At 50.4% G+C, this 16,951-nt stretch carries 11 protein-coding genes; 7 read left to right on the top strand and 4 right to left on the bottom strand.

Features of this window, described 5'->3' with window-relative positions; all coding sequences use genetic code 11:
* The first annotated feature begins 57 nt into the window (after positions 1 to 57).
* The 4 genes from ABD880_RS05155 (at position 58) to ABD880_RS05140 (ending at position 8,885) form a co-directional block, all read left to right on the top strand.
* Complete coding sequence (locus ABD880_RS05155) at positions 58 to 1,818, top strand: glycoside hydrolase family 28 protein (RefSeq protein ID WP_345163084.1); 1,761 nt, start codon at positions 58 to 60, stop codon at positions 1,816 to 1,818.
* 78 nt (positions 1,819 to 1,896) lie between these two features.
* On the top strand, positions 1,897 to 2,694 hold the full coding sequence (locus ABD880_RS05150; protein WP_345163081.1) for a rhamnogalacturonan acetylesterase: 798 nt from the start codon (positions 1,897 to 1,899) through the stop codon (positions 2,692 to 2,694).
* 733 nt (positions 2,695 to 3,427) lie between these two features.
* The gene (locus ABD880_RS05145; protein WP_345163078.1) at positions 3,428 to 6,442 is read left to right on the top strand and encodes a pectinesterase family protein; all 3,015 of its coding nucleotides are present in this window, start codon (positions 3,428 to 3,430) and stop codon (positions 6,440 to 6,442) included.
* A gap of 94 nt (positions 6,443 to 6,536) precedes the next feature.
* Positions 6,537 to 8,885, top strand: a complete 2,349-nt coding sequence (locus ABD880_RS05140) for a pectate lyase family protein (protein WP_345163075.1) — start codon at positions 6,537 to 6,539, stop codon at positions 8,883 to 8,885.
* Between the two features lie 82 nt (positions 8,886 to 8,967).
* On the opposite strand, the gene ABD880_RS05135 is transcribed toward ABD880_RS05140, so the two are convergent.
* Positions 8,968 to 9,948, bottom strand: coding sequence for an alpha/beta hydrolase fold domain-containing protein (locus ABD880_RS05135; RefSeq protein WP_345163072.1), 981 nt, complete (start codon positions 9,946 to 9,948; stop codon positions 8,968 to 8,970).
* 151 nt (positions 9,949 to 10,099) lie between these two features.
* Between ABD880_RS05135 and ABD880_RS05130 the strand changes: the two genes are divergently transcribed.
* From ABD880_RS05130 to ABD880_RS05120, 3 genes are all read left to right on the top strand, one after another.
* Complete coding sequence (locus ABD880_RS05130) at positions 10,100 to 10,501, top strand: VOC family protein (RefSeq protein ID WP_345163069.1); 402 nt, start codon at positions 10,100 to 10,102, stop codon at positions 10,499 to 10,501.
* A gap of 104 nt (positions 10,502 to 10,605) precedes the next feature.
* Complete coding sequence (locus ABD880_RS05125) at positions 10,606 to 11,376, top strand: rhamnogalacturonan acetylesterase (protein WP_345163066.1); 771 nt, start codon at positions 10,606 to 10,608, stop codon at positions 11,374 to 11,376.
* Between the two features lie 217 nt (positions 11,377 to 11,593).
* Positions 11,594 to 12,283 (top strand): LamG-like jellyroll fold domain-containing protein, encoded by a 690-nt coding sequence (locus tag ABD880_RS05120; protein ID WP_345163063.1) that lies wholly within the window; start codon positions 11,594 to 11,596, stop codon positions 12,281 to 12,283.
* 87 nt (positions 12,284 to 12,370) lie between these two features.
* On the opposite strand, the gene fbp is transcribed toward ABD880_RS05120, so the two are convergent.
* The 3 genes from fbp to ABD880_RS05105 all read right to left on the bottom strand — a co-directional run bounded on the left by fbp (position 12,371) and on the right by ABD880_RS05105 (position 16,842).
* Positions 12,371 to 13,360, bottom strand: a complete 990-nt coding sequence (gene fbp, locus ABD880_RS05115) for a class 1 fructose-bisphosphatase (protein ID WP_345163060.1) — start codon at positions 13,358 to 13,360, stop codon at positions 12,371 to 12,373.
* Positions 13,361 to 13,543: 183 nt separating this feature from the next.
* Complete coding sequence (locus tag ABD880_RS05110) at positions 13,544 to 15,190, bottom strand: UxaA family hydrolase (RefSeq protein WP_345163058.1); 1,647 nt, start codon at positions 15,188 to 15,190, stop codon at positions 13,544 to 13,546.
* Positions 15,191 to 15,849: 659 nt separating this feature from the next.
* A complete protein-coding gene (locus tag ABD880_RS05105; RefSeq protein ID WP_345163055.1) occupies positions 15,850 to 16,842 on the bottom strand; it encodes a Gfo/Idh/MocA family protein in 993 nt (330 codons plus the stop codon).
* Positions 16,843 to 16,951: the final 109 nt, after the last annotated feature.

The raw sequence follows: 16,951 nt of genomic DNA, 5'->3' as shown, positions 1-16,951 counted from the left end.
AAAGGCAAAAAACGGATGCCAAACCAAAACTTACAGGAATTAATGAAAAGCTTTTATATGAAGAGTTCGCTTAAATCTAACTTACTGTTGGCCTTGACTGTGGCAGGAGTATTCCAGTTCTCGTGTCAGCGTCAAACCGCTTCTAGGGCCACTTCTGGTGGTGCTTCGGCAAATGCTTCGGCTACTTCTGGGTACGGTCAGGGCATTACGTCTGTGGACCAAATGTATGAGAACATTGAGTTTAACATGCCGCGCGTGAAAGAGACCAAGTTTCCTGACTACCGCGTAAGCATCACCAAATACGGCGCGGTGGCCGACGGAATTACCAAAAACACCAAGGCGTTTGAGCAGGCCATCAATGACGTGGCGGCCAAAGGCGGGGGAACGGTGGTGATTCCGCGCGGCTTGTGGTTGACGGGCCCTATCGTGATGAAGAGCAACATCAACCTGCACGCCGAGGCCGGATCCATGATCATCTTCAGCAAAGATTTTGACGACTACCCGGTGGTGGAAACCAGCTTTGAAGGGCTGAACACCTACCGTACTCAATCGCCTATCTCCGGTAGAGACTTAACCAACATTGCCATTACCGGCTCGGGGACGTTTGACGGAAACGGAGATGCCTGGCGCCCGGTTAAGAAAAGCAAGATGACCACTGCCCAGTGGCAGAAACTCACCAAAACTGGCGTTCTCAATGCCAAAGGTGATATGTGGTATCCTTCGGCAAATGCCTTGAAAGGCGATACCCAGGGCAGTAACTTCAACGTGCCGGACCTGAAAACCCGCGCCGAGTTTGAGGCCATCAAGGATTATCTTCGTCCGGTTTTACTGAGCTTTATCAATTGCAAAACAGTATTACTAGACGGGCCTACTTTCCAGAACTCACCGGCCTGGAACCTGCACCCGCTCATGTGCCAGGACGTCATCATCCGGAACCTGAACGTGCGCAACCCATGGTACTCCCAGAACGGCGACGGCCTGGATTTAGAATCCTGCAAAAATGCCTTGGTGTACAACAACACCTTTGACGTAGGCGATGACGCTATCTGCTTTAAATCTGGAAAGGATAAAGACGGCCGGGATAGAGGCGTGCCTACCGAGAACGTGGTAGTGAAAAACAACGTGGTGTACCATGGTCATGGTGGCTTTGTAGTAGGCAGTGAGATGAGCAGTGGCGTGCGCAATATCCACGTGTCTAACTGTACGTTCATGGGCACCGACATTGGCTTGCGTTTTAAAAGCACGCGCGGCAGAGGCGGCGTGGTGGAGAACATCTGGATCTCCAACATAGACATGATTAACATTCCAACCCAGGCCATTAGCTTTAATTTGTTCTATGGCGGCAACAGCCCTGTGCTGGAAGAAGACCAGCGCGCCAGTGACGAGGCCCGCGTAGAGAAGCTGGTGCCCGTGACGGAAGAAACCCCTTCGTTCAAGAACATCTGGATGCGCAACATTACCGTGTCGGGTGCGGCAGAGGCGGTGGCTTTGCAAGGTTTACCAGAAATGAACCTGCAGAACGTGAACATTGAGAATGCTTACCTGAAGGCCACGCGCGGCATTTCGGCGGTAGATGCTACGGGAATAACTTTGAAGAACGTGAAGGTCATCACTGAAAAAGGACCAGCCTTGACCATCTACAACAGCAAAAACGTGACTGTAGAAGGCCTTACCTACAATGACACCAAAGAGCCGGTGGTACGCGTGCTAGGTCCTTTGACTCAGAACGTGAAGCTAAACAACAAGGACTTTACTAACACGGCTTCTCAAATTTCTAAAGGAAAAGACCTCGGGAAAACCGCTGTTTCCATAAAATAAGCCAGGTAAGAGAGGGAAAGGTATAGGGCACTTTCTCCTCTCTTGGTTCAATTGTCTATTACTAAACCTTCCCCTTTTATGCTTAAGAAATCTGTACTGCTGTTGCTGTTGTTCTTCACCTTAGGAGCCACTGCGTTTGCCCCTGTCAAAAAGAAAATTGTTAGAATTTACCTGATTGGTGACTCTACCATGGCCGATTATTCTGATTATGACGGCGAGGACTACATAAACAAGCGCTATCCCATTATGGGCTGGGGACAGGTATTTCAGCCGTTCATGCGCAAAGACAGTCTGGCCCAATTAAAGCACCTGTTCAAAGCAGACAGCGTGCAGGTGTTGGACAAGGCCCGCGGCGGCAGAAGCACTCGTACCTTCTTTGAAGAAGGTCGCTGGACCAAAGTGACCAAAGAACTGAAGAAAGGGGATGTGGTGATGATTCAGTTTGGGCATAATGACGCCGCCGAAAATAAACCGGAGCGGTACGTGAACATACAGGGCTACAAAGAATACCTGCGCCTGTACGTGAATCAGGCGAGAGAAAAAGGAACGGTGCCTATCCTGCTCACGCCGGTAACCCGCAACTACCCTTGGAAGGACGGGAAGATTGGTAACGTGCACGGCGAGTACCCACAGGCAGTCAAAGACGTGGCCAAGGAGTTGAACGTGCTCTTGATTGACCTGCAGCAACTGTCCATTGACTCTTTCTCGGCTAAGGGCGAACCCTATGTGACCACCACCTACTTCATGAACTTTGAGTCGGGCAAATACAAGAACTACCCCGAAGGCCAGAAGGACAATACCCACTTTTTACCGGCCGGCGCCCAGGAGGTAGCCAGACTGGTGTTTCAAGGGATGAAGGCATTGCCTAAACAATAAAGGCAAATTGTACAGGATTGACGCCTCTCGTTTTTGGCCTGTTTAGATGAAAACAGGCCAAAAACGAGAGGCGTTATAAATGGAAATGAAATGATGGTACGCCCATTTTAAATCGTTGAAATGTGTCTTTTTTTGGCGGCTGCAGAAATAGGCATTTTAAAATCAGAGATGCTAAATCTAGCTTCTATAAGTGGAATGATGAGAGGTATAGATTTCACTGAAAAGGAGGATGCCAGTTTAGGGTTATACGATTTTGCCCGACTACATTAATTACAATTCTTGTGAAACCAGTGGAGATGCTTTTCTTCTAATCTAAAATTTTAAGATTTGCTAAATGTGCTACTAAAAAATTAGTATTTCGATAAAAACTATCAAGGTAATCTATTGCATTTTTAAGAATTAACAAATAGATTTAAAATAAGGAATTGAATCTTAGAACGCATTAATAAGATATATAAGAAAGGCAGGTAAAACTGCCTTAATTTCGGAAGTAATGTGCAATCGATTGCTCTTGTTATAATGATAAATTACAGGAGTAATTTCAGCTTAAGAAGGTAAATAGTTTTCTTGGGTTGGAAAGCGGTTCCCTTTGAAAGAGGCACCTCAACTAATAATCCGCCTTAGCAATACTTAGTGGTAAACTGGTGTATCCACTAGGCCCAAGGAAAGGGTCAAGTTTTAGGTTCGATCAAATTCAAAATAAGTCCTTCTGTTATACCTTAATCTGTTTTCTATGAAGAAAATCTACTTTCTGTTAGGAGCTATGCTGGTGTTGGCGTGCTCATTCAATTTTGCCCTTGCGCAGACGGCGGCTTCGGCCACTTGGGCCTTGACTAACCCGGGGGCCGGGGGGACAGGCTTAGAGGTGGCTACCGCAGGCCAGGTGTCTGGTTCTAAGGAGCGTCTTAAAAACCTGGAAATAAACCAATACACCGGCTTGGGCAATAGCCAGCGTTTGCGCATTGTGGGCAACACGTGGCCTGCTACTCAGACAGATACCATTGCGGGCACGTACGTTCAGTTTGCCATAGCTCCCAATGCCAGCAATATCCTTACCGTAAAATCCATTGCGTACAAACTGGCCTCTGCGGGCGGAAACGCCATGCGAGTGAAAGTGTTCTATTCTACAGACCGCTCCTTTAAAACTGCTACCATGATTGACAACGGAAGCGGCGGGGTAGACAATGCGGTTCCTTCCACGGCTTTGACACCGGTCACTGCGGCTGGGCTTTCACTGGCAGTACCTGAAGGCGACAGTCTGTTCCTGAGATTCTATCCCTGGTACCATAACCAAGGTGCGGTCGCCACCGGCAAGTACCTGACCCTGCAAGACGTAGTGATTTCTGGTGAGACCGAGGCCACCGCTGTGCCATCCTCCATTGTGTGGGCCAGTGATGAGACCTATTCCATTACCGGCGGTTTGTTAGGCCAGGGGCCAACCTACAGCACCGCCATGAAGTATTATGGCAAAACGGACCTGCCTACCACAGACACCAACCAGAACCTGAGCGCGGCCGCCATTCAGACCGTCTCTCAGGACTGGCAAGCCGAGCCCAACCCAGTAGAGGCGCTTTACTTCCAATATGCGGTGTCACCCAAGACGGGAGCCACGTTTAACGTGAGCAACGTGTCCTTGTACATTGGCGGTTGGTATTCCTCTAATCTTAGAGCGGCCATCTATTATTCAAAGGACCCTACATTTGCTAACCGTACCGTTTTGGTGGCAGACCGTGATTTGGTGGGCAACAAACTGGAGCCCATTAGTGTGGATTTGGCAGAGACCGTTAATTCAGGTGAGACGTTCTACCTGAGAATCTATCCGCATAACAAGAACGCCGAGGGCTGGGCTAAACTGGTGGCCGTATCCAACGTGACCATTTCTGGATCTGCGTTAGGGGTAACCATTGATCCTCCTACGGTGACGACGGCTACGGCCATTACCAGAATCTCTACCACTTCGGCTACGCTAAGCGGGACCATCTCTAGTGACGGAGGAGCACCGGTTACCGCCCGTGGCATGGTATATGGCACCGGAGAAAACCCATCCATAACAGACGCCAAGAAAGAAAGCGGTGCAGGTTCTGGTTCCTTTACCGCTGAACTGACGGGTTTGTCGGTTAATACAAAATACTTTGCCAGAGCCTTCGCGACCAATTCTGCCGGGACGGCCTATGGAGACCTGGTAGAGTTTACCACCCTACAGGAATTGGTGGTGCCCACGGTGACCACAGCCGCAGTAGCCAATGTTTTGGTGAAGTCCGCTGAGATAGGCGGTAATGTCACCGCCTGGGGCGGGGCAGATGTGACGGCCAGAGGCGTTGTCTGGAACACCACCGGCACTCCTACCTTGACTGACAATAAAACCACAGATGGAACCGGCTTGGGAAGCTTTAAAAGCTTTATGTACGGCTTAGCTGAGAAGACCAGCTATCATGTGCGCGCTTATGCCACCAACAGCGTAGGGACTGCCTATGGTCCAGAAGTTACCTTCACCACGCAAGAGCAGGCCCCAGATGTAACCAAGGTAGTAGCCAAAGACGGTACTGGTGACTATACCACCGTGCAGGCCGCCTTTGATGCCGTTCCTGCCAACTATACCGGCAAGTACACCATTTTGGTAAAGCCGGGCACCTATTATGAGAAACTATTGCTGGCCAGCAACAAGGTGAATGTCATCTTGAAGGGGGAGAATCCGTTGACCACCATCCTGACCTATGATGACTACGCCGGCAAAAACAACCTGGGTACCTCAGGCTCGTACAGCGTGGCCATTGACGCAGATGATTTCACGGCCATCAACATCACCTTTCAGAACACCGTGGTAAACGATGGGTCTGTAGGTAACCAGCAGGCTGTGGCCTTGCGCACCAACGGTGACCGCCAGGCGTATTATAACTGTCGCATTACAGGCTATCAAGACACTTATTACGCCTGGGGCGGGAGAGTAGTAGGCCGCGTGTACATGAAGGACTGCTACCTGGAGGGGTCTGTGGACTTTATCTTCGGGCGCCAGGTGGTAGTGTTTGACAACTGTACCTTAAAGGTGAATAGAAACGGGGGAGTGGTCACGGCCGCCTCTACAGAAGCTAATACCAAGTTCGGGTTTGTCTTCTTGAATTCTGCTGTCTCTTCCAAAGAGTTAGGCTTTGACAACAATCCTATCACCAACTTCTACCTGGGCAGGCCATGGCAGGCGGCACCTAGAACCGTCTTCATTGGCAGTTCTTTGCCAGCTACCTTGAATCCAGCCGGCTGGGATGCCTGGAACGTACCGCCTGCTTTGTACGGGGAGTATAACAACTCTGGTCCTGGCGCCGTGACTACCAACAGAAGCAGTATCTCCAGAATGTTGACCGCGCAAGAAGCCGCTGAGCACACCGTGGTCAACATCTTCAAGAAAGAGACACACCCTAGCTATGCCTTTGACTGGATGCCCGAAGTACCTGCCTATGTGGTCACCGGTGTAAATAAGGAAACCTTGCGCAACGCCACGTTCAGTCTAGGTCAGAATTATCCTAACCCGCTTTATGGCAAAACCAGCATTCCTTTTGAAGTAAAAAAGGCCGGCCTGGTAATCATTGAAGTTTACAACGCAATGGGTGTTAAAGTGGCCACCGTCCTTAACCAGCAAAAACAGGCAGGCAAGTACCAGGTAGAATTCAATACAACTTTGCCTGGTGGACTATACTACTACAAATTGACCTCCAATGGCTTGAGCGACACCCGCAGAATGATGATTGCCAAGTAAGAAATCTAAAAAGGAAGGCTCTCCGTTGGGAGGGCCTTCCTTGTATGTCATTTACAGGGAGCCAAATGCGCTTGCCTAACCAATAAAAGAAACCATGACCAACCGCGAGTTAAAAAACAGGGCCAGGAAAGTAATTCTGGCCGGAGGGGGCGCTTTCATGCTGCTCTTAACCACAACCTTTCATCCTGTAAAGGCCGTGCCTCTTTTAATATCAAACAGCCTGGAAGTAACTAATACGGCAGAGGGAACATCCGCCACATCCATCAGCAGATTCTTTAGGGCTTCCACGGTCAGGATAACGGCTACGGCCACGGCAGGTACAGGTTTGTGTAGTTTTGACGGAAGCATACGCGTTACCAACACGAGCATTTCAGTCATCAACATCTCCAACACCGCGGGTAAGGGCGTGACCTGGAAAGTAGAAGTAACCACCCCTGGAACCTATCAACTGCAATGGAATTACGCTGGCGGCGGATCTGCGGCGTTAGAAGTGGCTAGATTATTAGTCAATCAAGCCATAGTAAGTGAGACCGTTTCCTTCTTAAAGCCAAAGGACAGCAACACCTTCCTGACGACTGAGCTAGTCCCGGTGACGCTGGCAAAGGGCGTGAACGAAATCAAGATTGAATCTACGGCCAACGCTCCGCTGGGAGACATTGCCTGGATGGAAATAACCGGTGAAGACCCCATAGCTGCAGACTGCAGTCAGGCCATAGGCTCCGGCGGAAACGATGATCCCAATGCAACGTTTGCCCTATCTGCCAGTGCCAACCCGGCGCAAGGTGGTACGGTAACGGTTAACCCCAATGCCAGCACCTATGCTAAAAACACGGTAGTGACGGTAACGGCCACCCCGGCGCCTGGCTATGTGTTTACTGGCTGGGGCGGAAACGCCACCGGCACCTCGCCAACCACCGCCGTGACCATGAACAGCGAAAAGTCAGTCATTGCCAATTTTGCCTTAGACAATAGCCCTACTGCTTTTCAAATAACTGCTACTACCAGAGGCGAGGGCACGGTGAGTCCGGCTAGTCAATTGGTAGACAAGAACGGGACGGTGACCTTGACGGCTACGGCCGCCGCCGGCTGGCAGTTTATTGGTTGGAGCGGTGACACCACTGGTGCTGTAAACCCGCTTACAGTGCGTATGAACAGTGCCAAGACCATCACCGCCAACTTTTTCCAGGGCACGCCGCCTGCCATCAACAACGCCATGACGGGGTATGCATCTACCAGCGGCGAAGGATACACCACCACGACCGGTGGGCAAGGCGGCAGGATTATTCAAATTTCTACCCTGGCAGAGCTGGAAGCCTGGGCTGCCTCCAGAGAGCGCAACTCTACGCCAGAGATCGTCCACATTTCTGGTAAGATCTCTTCTCCGGCTACCATGGTGGTGACCATTAAGGACGGGGCCAACATTTCCATTCTGGGGGTAGGAGCCACCGCAGAGTTGCAGAACGTGGGCTTGAACATAAGAGAGTACAAAAACGTGATTGTACGCAACCTTAAACTGCATGAAGTCTTCTACCCAAATGACGCCCTCACCATTGATGAAAGCCAGCACGTGTGGGTGGACCACTGCGAATTTTACAGTAAGATAGGCGCGGGCATTGGCGTAGACACCTATGACGGCTTGCTGGACATCAAGAAAGGGTCTCGGTATGTTACTGTGTCCTGGAGCTACTTCCATGACCACATGAAGAACGTATTGATTGGCCACACAGACAATGCCGCCGCAGAGGCCGAGGACCGGGCCATTAGAGTGACGTTCCATCATAACTACTTCAGCAACACAGACGGCCGCAACCCAAGTTTGCGCTGGGGTGCCGCCCATTTGTACAACAACTACTTTAAGAACATCACGGATTATGGATTGGCCTTGCGCCAGGGAGCCCACGGCTTGATAGAGAACAATGTCTATGAGAACGTGAAACTGCCCATCTCTACCAATAAGTTTGACGGCGAAGGCTTCGCCTGTGAACGGGGCAACCTGTTCATTGGTACCTCGGGTGCCAACAGCATCACCCAGACGGATTGTGCCTGGTGGAATACCTCCAACCTCACCTACAGCTATGACTTAGATCCGGTAGAGACGGTTTTTGCCTTGGTGCCGGCCAATGTGGGCGTAGGAAAAGTAGACGTGACGGGCACGGTAATGGGCGGTAAGAAAGACCAAGGCCAGCTGAATAGACAGTTGAGAGTCTACCCTAATCCGGCCACAGATGAGGCAGTGCTTGAATTAACCCTGTCCAAAACAGAGATGGTAAAAATTACCCTCCAGACACTGGGCGGCGTAAAGGTAGGAGCCACTCTTACCAAAACGATTCCGGCCGGGGTGAATAGGGTAGCCTACAAGACAAATAGTTTAAAAGCAGGGGTGTATCTTGTACAGGTAGAAACCTCTGAAGGAGCCATCCGGCAACGGTTGGTTATTCAATAACTAATAGAATTTACCGGTAGGGTTTAATCCGTTTTTGGCCTGTTTTCTTTAAAACAGGCCAAAAACGGATTTTTTATGTCATTTACTTTTCGGAGAAGACCTTTTTTAAGAAGTCGTCAATGTGACGGAGGGTAGGCTCAAACCAAGGATTAAACAACGGAAACGTATGGGGTGCATCTTGAAAGGTGTGCACCTCTGAATAGGTGTTGAATTGGTCCAGTACCTTCCTGAAGTCGTCCCGACCGGCGTGCATTCTGTCTACGGAGCTGTTAATGAATAGAAAAGGCGGCGTGGCTTTTCCTGCGTGCGTGAGGGGAGAGGCCTCTGCCCACAAAGCAGGATTGTCTTTCTTAGGGAAGCCAAACCAATACGTGGCCGCCGAAATGGATTTACTGTCGTTCCCTTCCCCCGACTCAGGATGAACGAAGGAAAGAGTTCCATCCAAGTCTATGACTGCCTGCACGGTGCTGCTTGACTTGTCTTTACTTTTTTCACCTTCAAAGGCTGGGTTCTTGTTGGTCACTCCCAGCAAGGCCGCCAACTCGCCGCCCGCCGAAAAGCCCAAAACCGTCACTTTGGAGGTGTCCAGATTGAATTTATTGGCATTCGCCTTGATGAACCGTATAGCCGCCTTCAAGTCATGTACTGCCGCCGGGTAGAGGGCCTCGGTGGACAACCGGTATTCTACCGTGAAGCTGGCATATCCCAAATCGGCTAGGCGCTGGGCCAAGGGAATGTGCTGCTGTCGGTGGCCGCTTCGCCAGCCGCCGCCGTGAATGATGAGGATGGCAGGAGTCTTTTCTTTATTACTCTTCTTCGGGTAGAAAGCGTCCAGAGCCAGTTTTCGGGATCCTATTTTTCGGTAAGTAATGTTGCGTTTTTCCTTGACCGAGGGCAATTCAAACTCAGTGATTAATTGAATACCGGGATGCTTCTTTACCGCTTGCCGATAGGCGCTGGCATTGGAAAAGGAAGTATCTGTTTTTCCAGTGAGGCCAGAGGTCATTTGAGCCTGTAAGGCCGTACTGGTGAACAAGAAGAAGCATATGAACAGAAATCTCATTCGGATAAAATTATGCTGAATGGAATAGATGTTTTTGATACAGAAATATGCAATCGATTGCGCTTCTTTCCTAGTATTTTTGTAGCTTTCTCTTCTTATCGGTTAAAAGGGAGTAGACCCTAAGTTCACCGGCCGTTTTAAATTGTAGACTATGAAATTGGAACATTTTGCCCTGAACGTAGAAAATCCGGCGGCCATGGCAGACTGGTACGCAACTCATCTGGGCATGCGGATTGTCAGGCAGTTGCCCAATGCGCCCTTCACGACTTTTCTGGCAGATGACAGTGGCCGCATCATGGTAGAAATCTACTTGAACCCGGCAGACCAAGTGCCGCCCTATAGAACCATGGATCCGCTGTTGGTGCATCTGGCCTTCGTGTCTGAGAACCCTGACGCGGACCATGCAAGGTTATGTGCGGCAGGGGCTACGCTAGTGAGCAACCAGCATCTGGAGGACGGCTCGCATTTGGTCATGCTCCGCGATCCTTGGGGGCTGGCACTCCAGTTGTGCAAACGGGGCAGGCCCATGTTAGCATCCGAAGAACTTACCTGATTATCATCGTTTTTGGCCTGATTCCTGAGAAACAGGCCAAAAACGAAAATTAAGAATTGGCCTCTGGCTAGGTCAACCATATTCCTATTAGAAACCTCTAGTATATGCTTAAAATACCTGTTGCCTTAGTGTTGCTTCTTGTAAGTGGCCTGGGCTTGATGTCCTTTCTATCTATAGAGAAAAAGCCTGTCACAGTATTTTTGATTGGCGATTCCACCATTTCCATCAAAGAAACCAGGGCCTATCCAGAGACCGGCTGGGGCATGCCGTTCGTGCATTTCTTTGACTCCACCGTCACGGTGCATAACTACGCCAAGAACGGCCGCAGCACCCGCACGTTTCTGGAAGAAAACCGCTGGCAACCCGTCCTTACCAATTTGAAAGCCGGTGATTACGTATTCATCCAGTTTGGCCATAACGACGAGGTGCCCACCAAGAAAAGCTATACCACTGAAGCAGACTACAAAGCCAATCTGGTGCGGTTCATCTCAGACACCAGAAAAAAGAAGGGGAACCCGGTGCTCATCACGCCTGCCGCCCGTCGTAAGTTTGACGCTAGTGGCAAGGTGGAAGAAACCCATGCGGTGTACTCAGCCTTGGTGCGCACGGTGGCCCAGCAGCAGAAGGTGCCCTTGATTGACTTGGACAAGAAAAGCCAGGCCTTGTTGCAACAGTACGGGCCAGAATTCTCTAAAAAGTTATTCGTACACTTACAGCCAGAAGAACATCCAAACTACCCACAGGGCAAACAGGATGACACGCACTTCAATGAACTAGGTGCCCGTGAAATGGCCCAGCTGGTATTAGCCGAGATTAAATACTTAAAGCTGGAACTGGCTCAAAGAATAGTGCAGCCGGCTCTCAAGAAGGACTAAAAAGGCAGTGGCAGACATGTTTATGCAGTAGATGACCGCCTTTGGGTAAAGCTGCAAAGAAAGATTCGGTTAAATTGAAGCCCGCAATTGTTCACTATTTTAAGATTGCCGTAAAATATAAGAAGAATTGCTGGTGCCTCGGGGAAAGGTAGGTTACAACTGCCTTTTTCAACTGGTTCTGTTACTGCCTAAGACGCTTTCACCTACCTGCCATACTATGAAAACACTGTATTCTCGGTCGTTTACCTTTTTGTTATTGTTTGCCCTGGCGGCCTGTACGCCTCAAAAACCAATTCTCTGGAAAGTCACGCCTACCGGCCTCATGGACCATTCTACTACGGTGCTGGGCAACCCAACGCAGACGGCGGGCAGGGGAGGAGCCAACGCGGTGGCCTTTGACGGGGTGGATGACGGCCTGATCATCAACCACAATCCCATTGCTGACGTGGATGAGTTTACCGTAGAGGTGATCTTTAAACCTAAGGTCGCCTATCCCAATAACGTAGAACAGCGTTTCTTACACATTGAAGACCCGGCCAATCCTAATCGTCGTATTTTACTAGAGTTGCGGCTAAAGGAGAACAACCAATGGTACGCTGATTTTTTTCTGAAGTCTGACACCGGCCAGCTTACCTTGATGGATGCCTCTAAAACGCACCCGGTAGACCAGTGGGCCACCATGACCCTGGTGTACAAAGACAAAAAGGCGACCGGCTACGTGAACGGCATGCCAGAGGTAAGCGGAGAGCTGGAGATGCAGCCACTGCCTGCCTCAGCTAAGACTTCTATTGGGGTCCGCATGGATCAACGCTCCTGGTTTAACGGCGAGATTGAGACCGTTCGTTTCTTCAAAACCGCTTTGCTCCCAAAAAAATATTCAGAAGGTATTCCTACTACCACCCGTTAATTGGACTATAAAAGATAAAGCCGTTTTCGGCCTGATTTCTGGAAATCAGGCCGAAAACGGCTTTTGTATTCGGTGTAATTCTTTGCTTTACAGCGTCATGTATTTCTTTACCTTTTCTACCATGTCAGCAGAGCCAATGACCAATGGGCAGCGCTCATGCAGCGCTGTAGGCTGTTTGTCCAGGATGCGCTCTACGCCGTCGGTGGCTTGTCCGCCGGCCTGTTCGGCCAGAAAAGCCAAGGGGTTGCACTCGTAGAGCAGTCTCAGTTTTCCGCCGGGGTTCTTGGTAGAGCCCGGGTAGAAGTAGATGCCGCCCTTTACCAGGTTTCGGTGAAAATCTGCCACCAAAGAGCCAATGTACCGTGAGCTGTATTTCTCTGATTTGCAGAAGGCCAGGTAGTTCTGCACGCCCAGCGGGAAGGAGCTCACGTTGGCCTCATTGCAGGAGTATTGTTTCCCCATCTTTGGGGTCTTGATGTCTGGATGAGACAAGAAGAATTCGCCCAGAGAAGTTTCATAGGTGAAGCCGTTGACGCCGTTGCCGGTAGAGTAGACGAGCATGGTAGAAGCCCCATACAAAATGTAGCCCGCCGCCACCTGCCGGGTGCCTTGTTGCAGACAGTCTTCCAGCGTGCCGTCTCCGTTGGCCTCAGAAAGCCTTCTGTAAATGGCGAAAATGGTGCCCACCGGAATGTTCACGTCAATATTAGAAGAGCCGTCTACGGGGTCCATGGCCACAATGTATTTGGCGTGCTGGTTGCCCGTGTGGATGAGTTCTTCCTCTTCCTCAGAGACGATGGTGCAGACTTCGCCGCCGTTGCGCAGGGCCCTGATGAACCGGATGTTGGCTATCACGTCCAGCTTCTGCTGTTGCTCGCCCTGCACGTTCTCTGTATTCATGTGACCCACCGTGTCCTGGTCAAACCGACTGATGTCCCGGGCTACGATCTTAGCGGCCAGTACAATGTCGCGGAGCAGTTGAGACAGCTCGCCGGTGGCAAAGGGAAAGTCTTCTTGTTTTCTCTGGATGAATCTGTCTAAAGTGGTGCCTACCGGCAGGGCTAATGCATCGTTCATGAAGAAAGGAAATAGGAAAGCCCACCAACTACTGGAAAGGCGTTAATGATGAAGAATTTACTGAAAAGAGAAGCCCTGCCTCTCTAACTCTACCCCAATAACGGAAATAGAATCCAAAAGGCAGGGCTTTCACACAAAGGCACAGTCAAATACAAACCCAAACCTGTTCTGTGCCTTCTTTTCTTATAGAGACACGCCTCTCTTCCAAGGAATGAAATCGTCTTGTTGCAAGACCTTCTCTTTGGCTTCAATGCGGCCGCTGGCAACCTCAATGATGAACTCCAGCACGTCTTCGCCCATTTCTTCAATGGTCTTCTCGCCAGAGATCACCGGACCCGTGTCAATGTCAATGATGTCGGGCATGCGCTCGGCTAACTTGGTGTTAGAAGCGATTTTAATCACTGGTGAAATAGGGTTACCCGTAGGTGTTCCTAAACCGGTGGTGAACAACACGATGTTAGTGCCTGAGCCTACCAGAGCCGTAGTACATTCTACGTCGTTGCCTGGCGTGCAAAGCAAGTTCAAGCCCGGCTTGGTTACGTATTCTGGGTAATCCAACACGTCCACGATAGGGGAATTGCCGCCTTTTTTGGCCGCACCTGCGCTCTTAATGGCGTCTGTAATCAATCCGTCTCTGATGTTGCCCGGGCTTGGGTTCATGTCAAAGCCAGAGCCTACCGCCTCAGCGGCCGCGGCATACGCACGCATCAAGGACACAAAACGCTCCGCTGACTCATTGGTCTCACAACGGTTAATCAGTTCCTGCTCCACGCCGCACAACTCCGGGAACTCAGACAAAACCGTCTTGCCACCCAAAGCCACCAGAATATCAGAAGTATGGCCAATGGCCGGGTTAGCCGAGATACCCGAAAAGCCGTCAGAACCGCCACACTCCAAACCAATGGACAGCTTGCTCAACGGCGCTGGCTGGCGCTTGATTTTATCGGCTTCAATCAGTCCCAAGAAGGTTTGGCGGATGGCCTTAGACATTAATTCCTCCTCGGTGCCTTCCTTCTGTTGCTCCAAGACAATGAGGGGCTTGTTGAAGTTAGGGTTGAGGGCTTTGATTTTGCTTTCCAGGATGTTCACCTGCGCGTTCTGGCAACCCAGGCTTAGGATGGTAGCTCCGGCCACGTTGGGGTGATGGATGTAACCAGCCAACAGGGCGCACAGCATGTCAGAGTCTTGTCTTATGCCGCCGCAACCGCCTTCATGCGTCAAGAACTTGATGCCGTCCACATTTTCAAACACGCGCTTTTGCACCGGGGCAGACGTTTTTTGAAGCGTTAAAGTATCAATAGCTTCTGTGTTGCCCGCTTGGTACAAATCTACCAGTTGAGAAACGTAGGACTTGTACACGTCCCGCTGACCGAAGCCCAGTTCATCTAAAAAGGCCTGCTTCAAGATGTCTACGTTGCGGTTTTCGCAGAAGACCATGGGAATGACCAGCCAAAAGTTGGCGGTGCCTACCTGGCCGTCTTCGCGGTGATAGCCCATGAAGGTGCGGTTGGCCCATTTAGACACGTCCGGGGCCGTCCAGCCAATGGTTTTGGTCTTGCCCGTGAAGCCATGCACCTGGTGTTTCACATTCTCAGTGGTGAGCACGCCGCCTCTGGGAATGTCATAGACTGCCTTGCCTACCAGCGAACCGTACATGAGGATTTCCTCGCCGGTCGGAATCACGTACTGCGCGAATTTGTGCTTGGCCTGTACGTCGTCTACCAGCGTAATGGGCGCGCCATCAAACTCAATGGTCTCGCCTTTCTTTAAATCCGTCAGTGCCACCAGCACGTTGTCATTGGGGTGGATCTTCAAAAATCTGTGTAACATCTTTATCTATCAAAAGGGAAGAATGTGCAATCGATTGCGCAATATATGGATAAAACTAAAACTTTGAAAAAATCTGAATCATTTCTGTGAAAAATTAAGAGAAAAATAAAGAAGGGGAGGAAATGGTGCTGTGAAGTGACAAAATCAGAATGAAGATGAGGCAACTAGTTGGGTAGTAGCCATTAAATGATTGCAATGGATACGGTTGTTTTTGGCTTGTTTTCTGGAAAACAGGCGGAAAATGGAAAGGCAAGTTCCTTCTTTCTGAGGTAGAAGGTGATGAGGGGGATAGTGTTAGAGATAGTGCTTCGTTGCAGACTTGTAGGGACAGGGCTTGACCTGGCTGCCCACGTATTCCTTCCTTTGGTTGATTTATCAGCTATTGCAGTCATCCCCCACCCCCCCCTTCAAAGGGGGACGGAATGCGTTTTGAATTGTAGAGACCAGGCACTGCCTTGTCTCTGACGCATTGCTGAGGTTACCACCCCCGCCCCCTCCTAAAATAGGAGGGGGGCATTATTTTTCTACTGGTGTAAACACCCCCCTTCGCCCCCCTGAAGGGGGGAATCTGCGACATGACCCATCTTTGGCGATTGGTGCAGACACATACGGGAGAATGACAAACTGCATGGTCTTGAGAGAGAGTTTGAAGCAAATTCTTACCTCTCCATAATCTGGTCCATGACCCAGGCGGTGCGCATGGCGGTTTGGCCGGTGCTGGGGCAAGTACCTTCGCCGCGCAGTTCGTTTACAATGGTTTGGATGAAGGGTTGTTGCACATGTTCTGGCGGCGGAAGGATGAATTCCTGAGTACCATAAGCGGTCTCCAACACCACTGGGCTCTGCGCGAAAGAGGGAAAGGTGATGCGGCCTTTGCTACCTATGATTTCGGTTTCGTCTTTAAACTGCTTAGGGTCTACCGTAAAGCACCAAATGCCGGTCCCTAAAATCCCGCTTTCAAACTTAAACTGTGCCGTGACCAAATCTTCTGCCGGATAAAGACCTGCCTGATTGGCCGTCTGGCCAGAAGCTGAGATGATGGGGGCGAAGACATAATCCAGAAAGTCCAGCTGATGCGAAGCTAAATCATAGAACAACCCGCCGCCGGCAATCTCAGGCTGTACGCGCCAGGGCAGTTTATCTGGGTTTAAATTGGGTTGCGGCGGGTGGTAAAGGCGCACGTTCACCAACCGGATGTCGCCAATGATGCCAGAGTCTACCAGTTCTTTCACTTTTAAAAAGGAGGGAAGCCTGCGTCTGTAATAGGCTACAAACAAGGGCACTTCGGCTCTTTCACAGGCGTCTACCATTTGCTGGCATTGGGCATAGTTGTGGGCCATGGGCTTTTCTACGTAAACCGGTTTTCCGGCTTTGGCCACTTGCAAGGTGTACTCTGCATGGGAGCCTGGCGGAGTAGCAATGTAGACGGCATCTACTTCTGGGTCATTTAGTAAGGCTTGGGCGTTGTCGTACCATTTGGGTACGCCGTGACGGTGGGCGTAACCCTGGGCTTTCTGACCGTCGCGGCGCATGACGGCCACCAACTGGGAGTGCGGTATCTTCTGGAAGGCGGGACCGCTTTTGACTTCGGTAACGTCACCGCAACCAATGATGCCCCACCGTATTGTCTTATCCTTGAAATTCAATGCCATGTTGCTTGTGTTGATAAGAGAGTCCTAAAATAATAGGTTCTGTTTAAACGAGTGTTGCAAAAGCGGTCGTTACCACCTTTTGGGCTAGGCCTTGTTTTTCGTTTTTGGC

This window comes from Nibribacter koreensis (assembly GCF_039541795.1).
GTDB classification, from domain to species: Bacteria; Bacteroidota; Bacteroidia; order Cytophagales; family Hymenobacteraceae; genus Nibribacter; species Nibribacter koreensis.
Note: the sequence above shows the minus strand (reverse complement) of the source record. Positions and strands in the feature narration are given on the sequence as shown.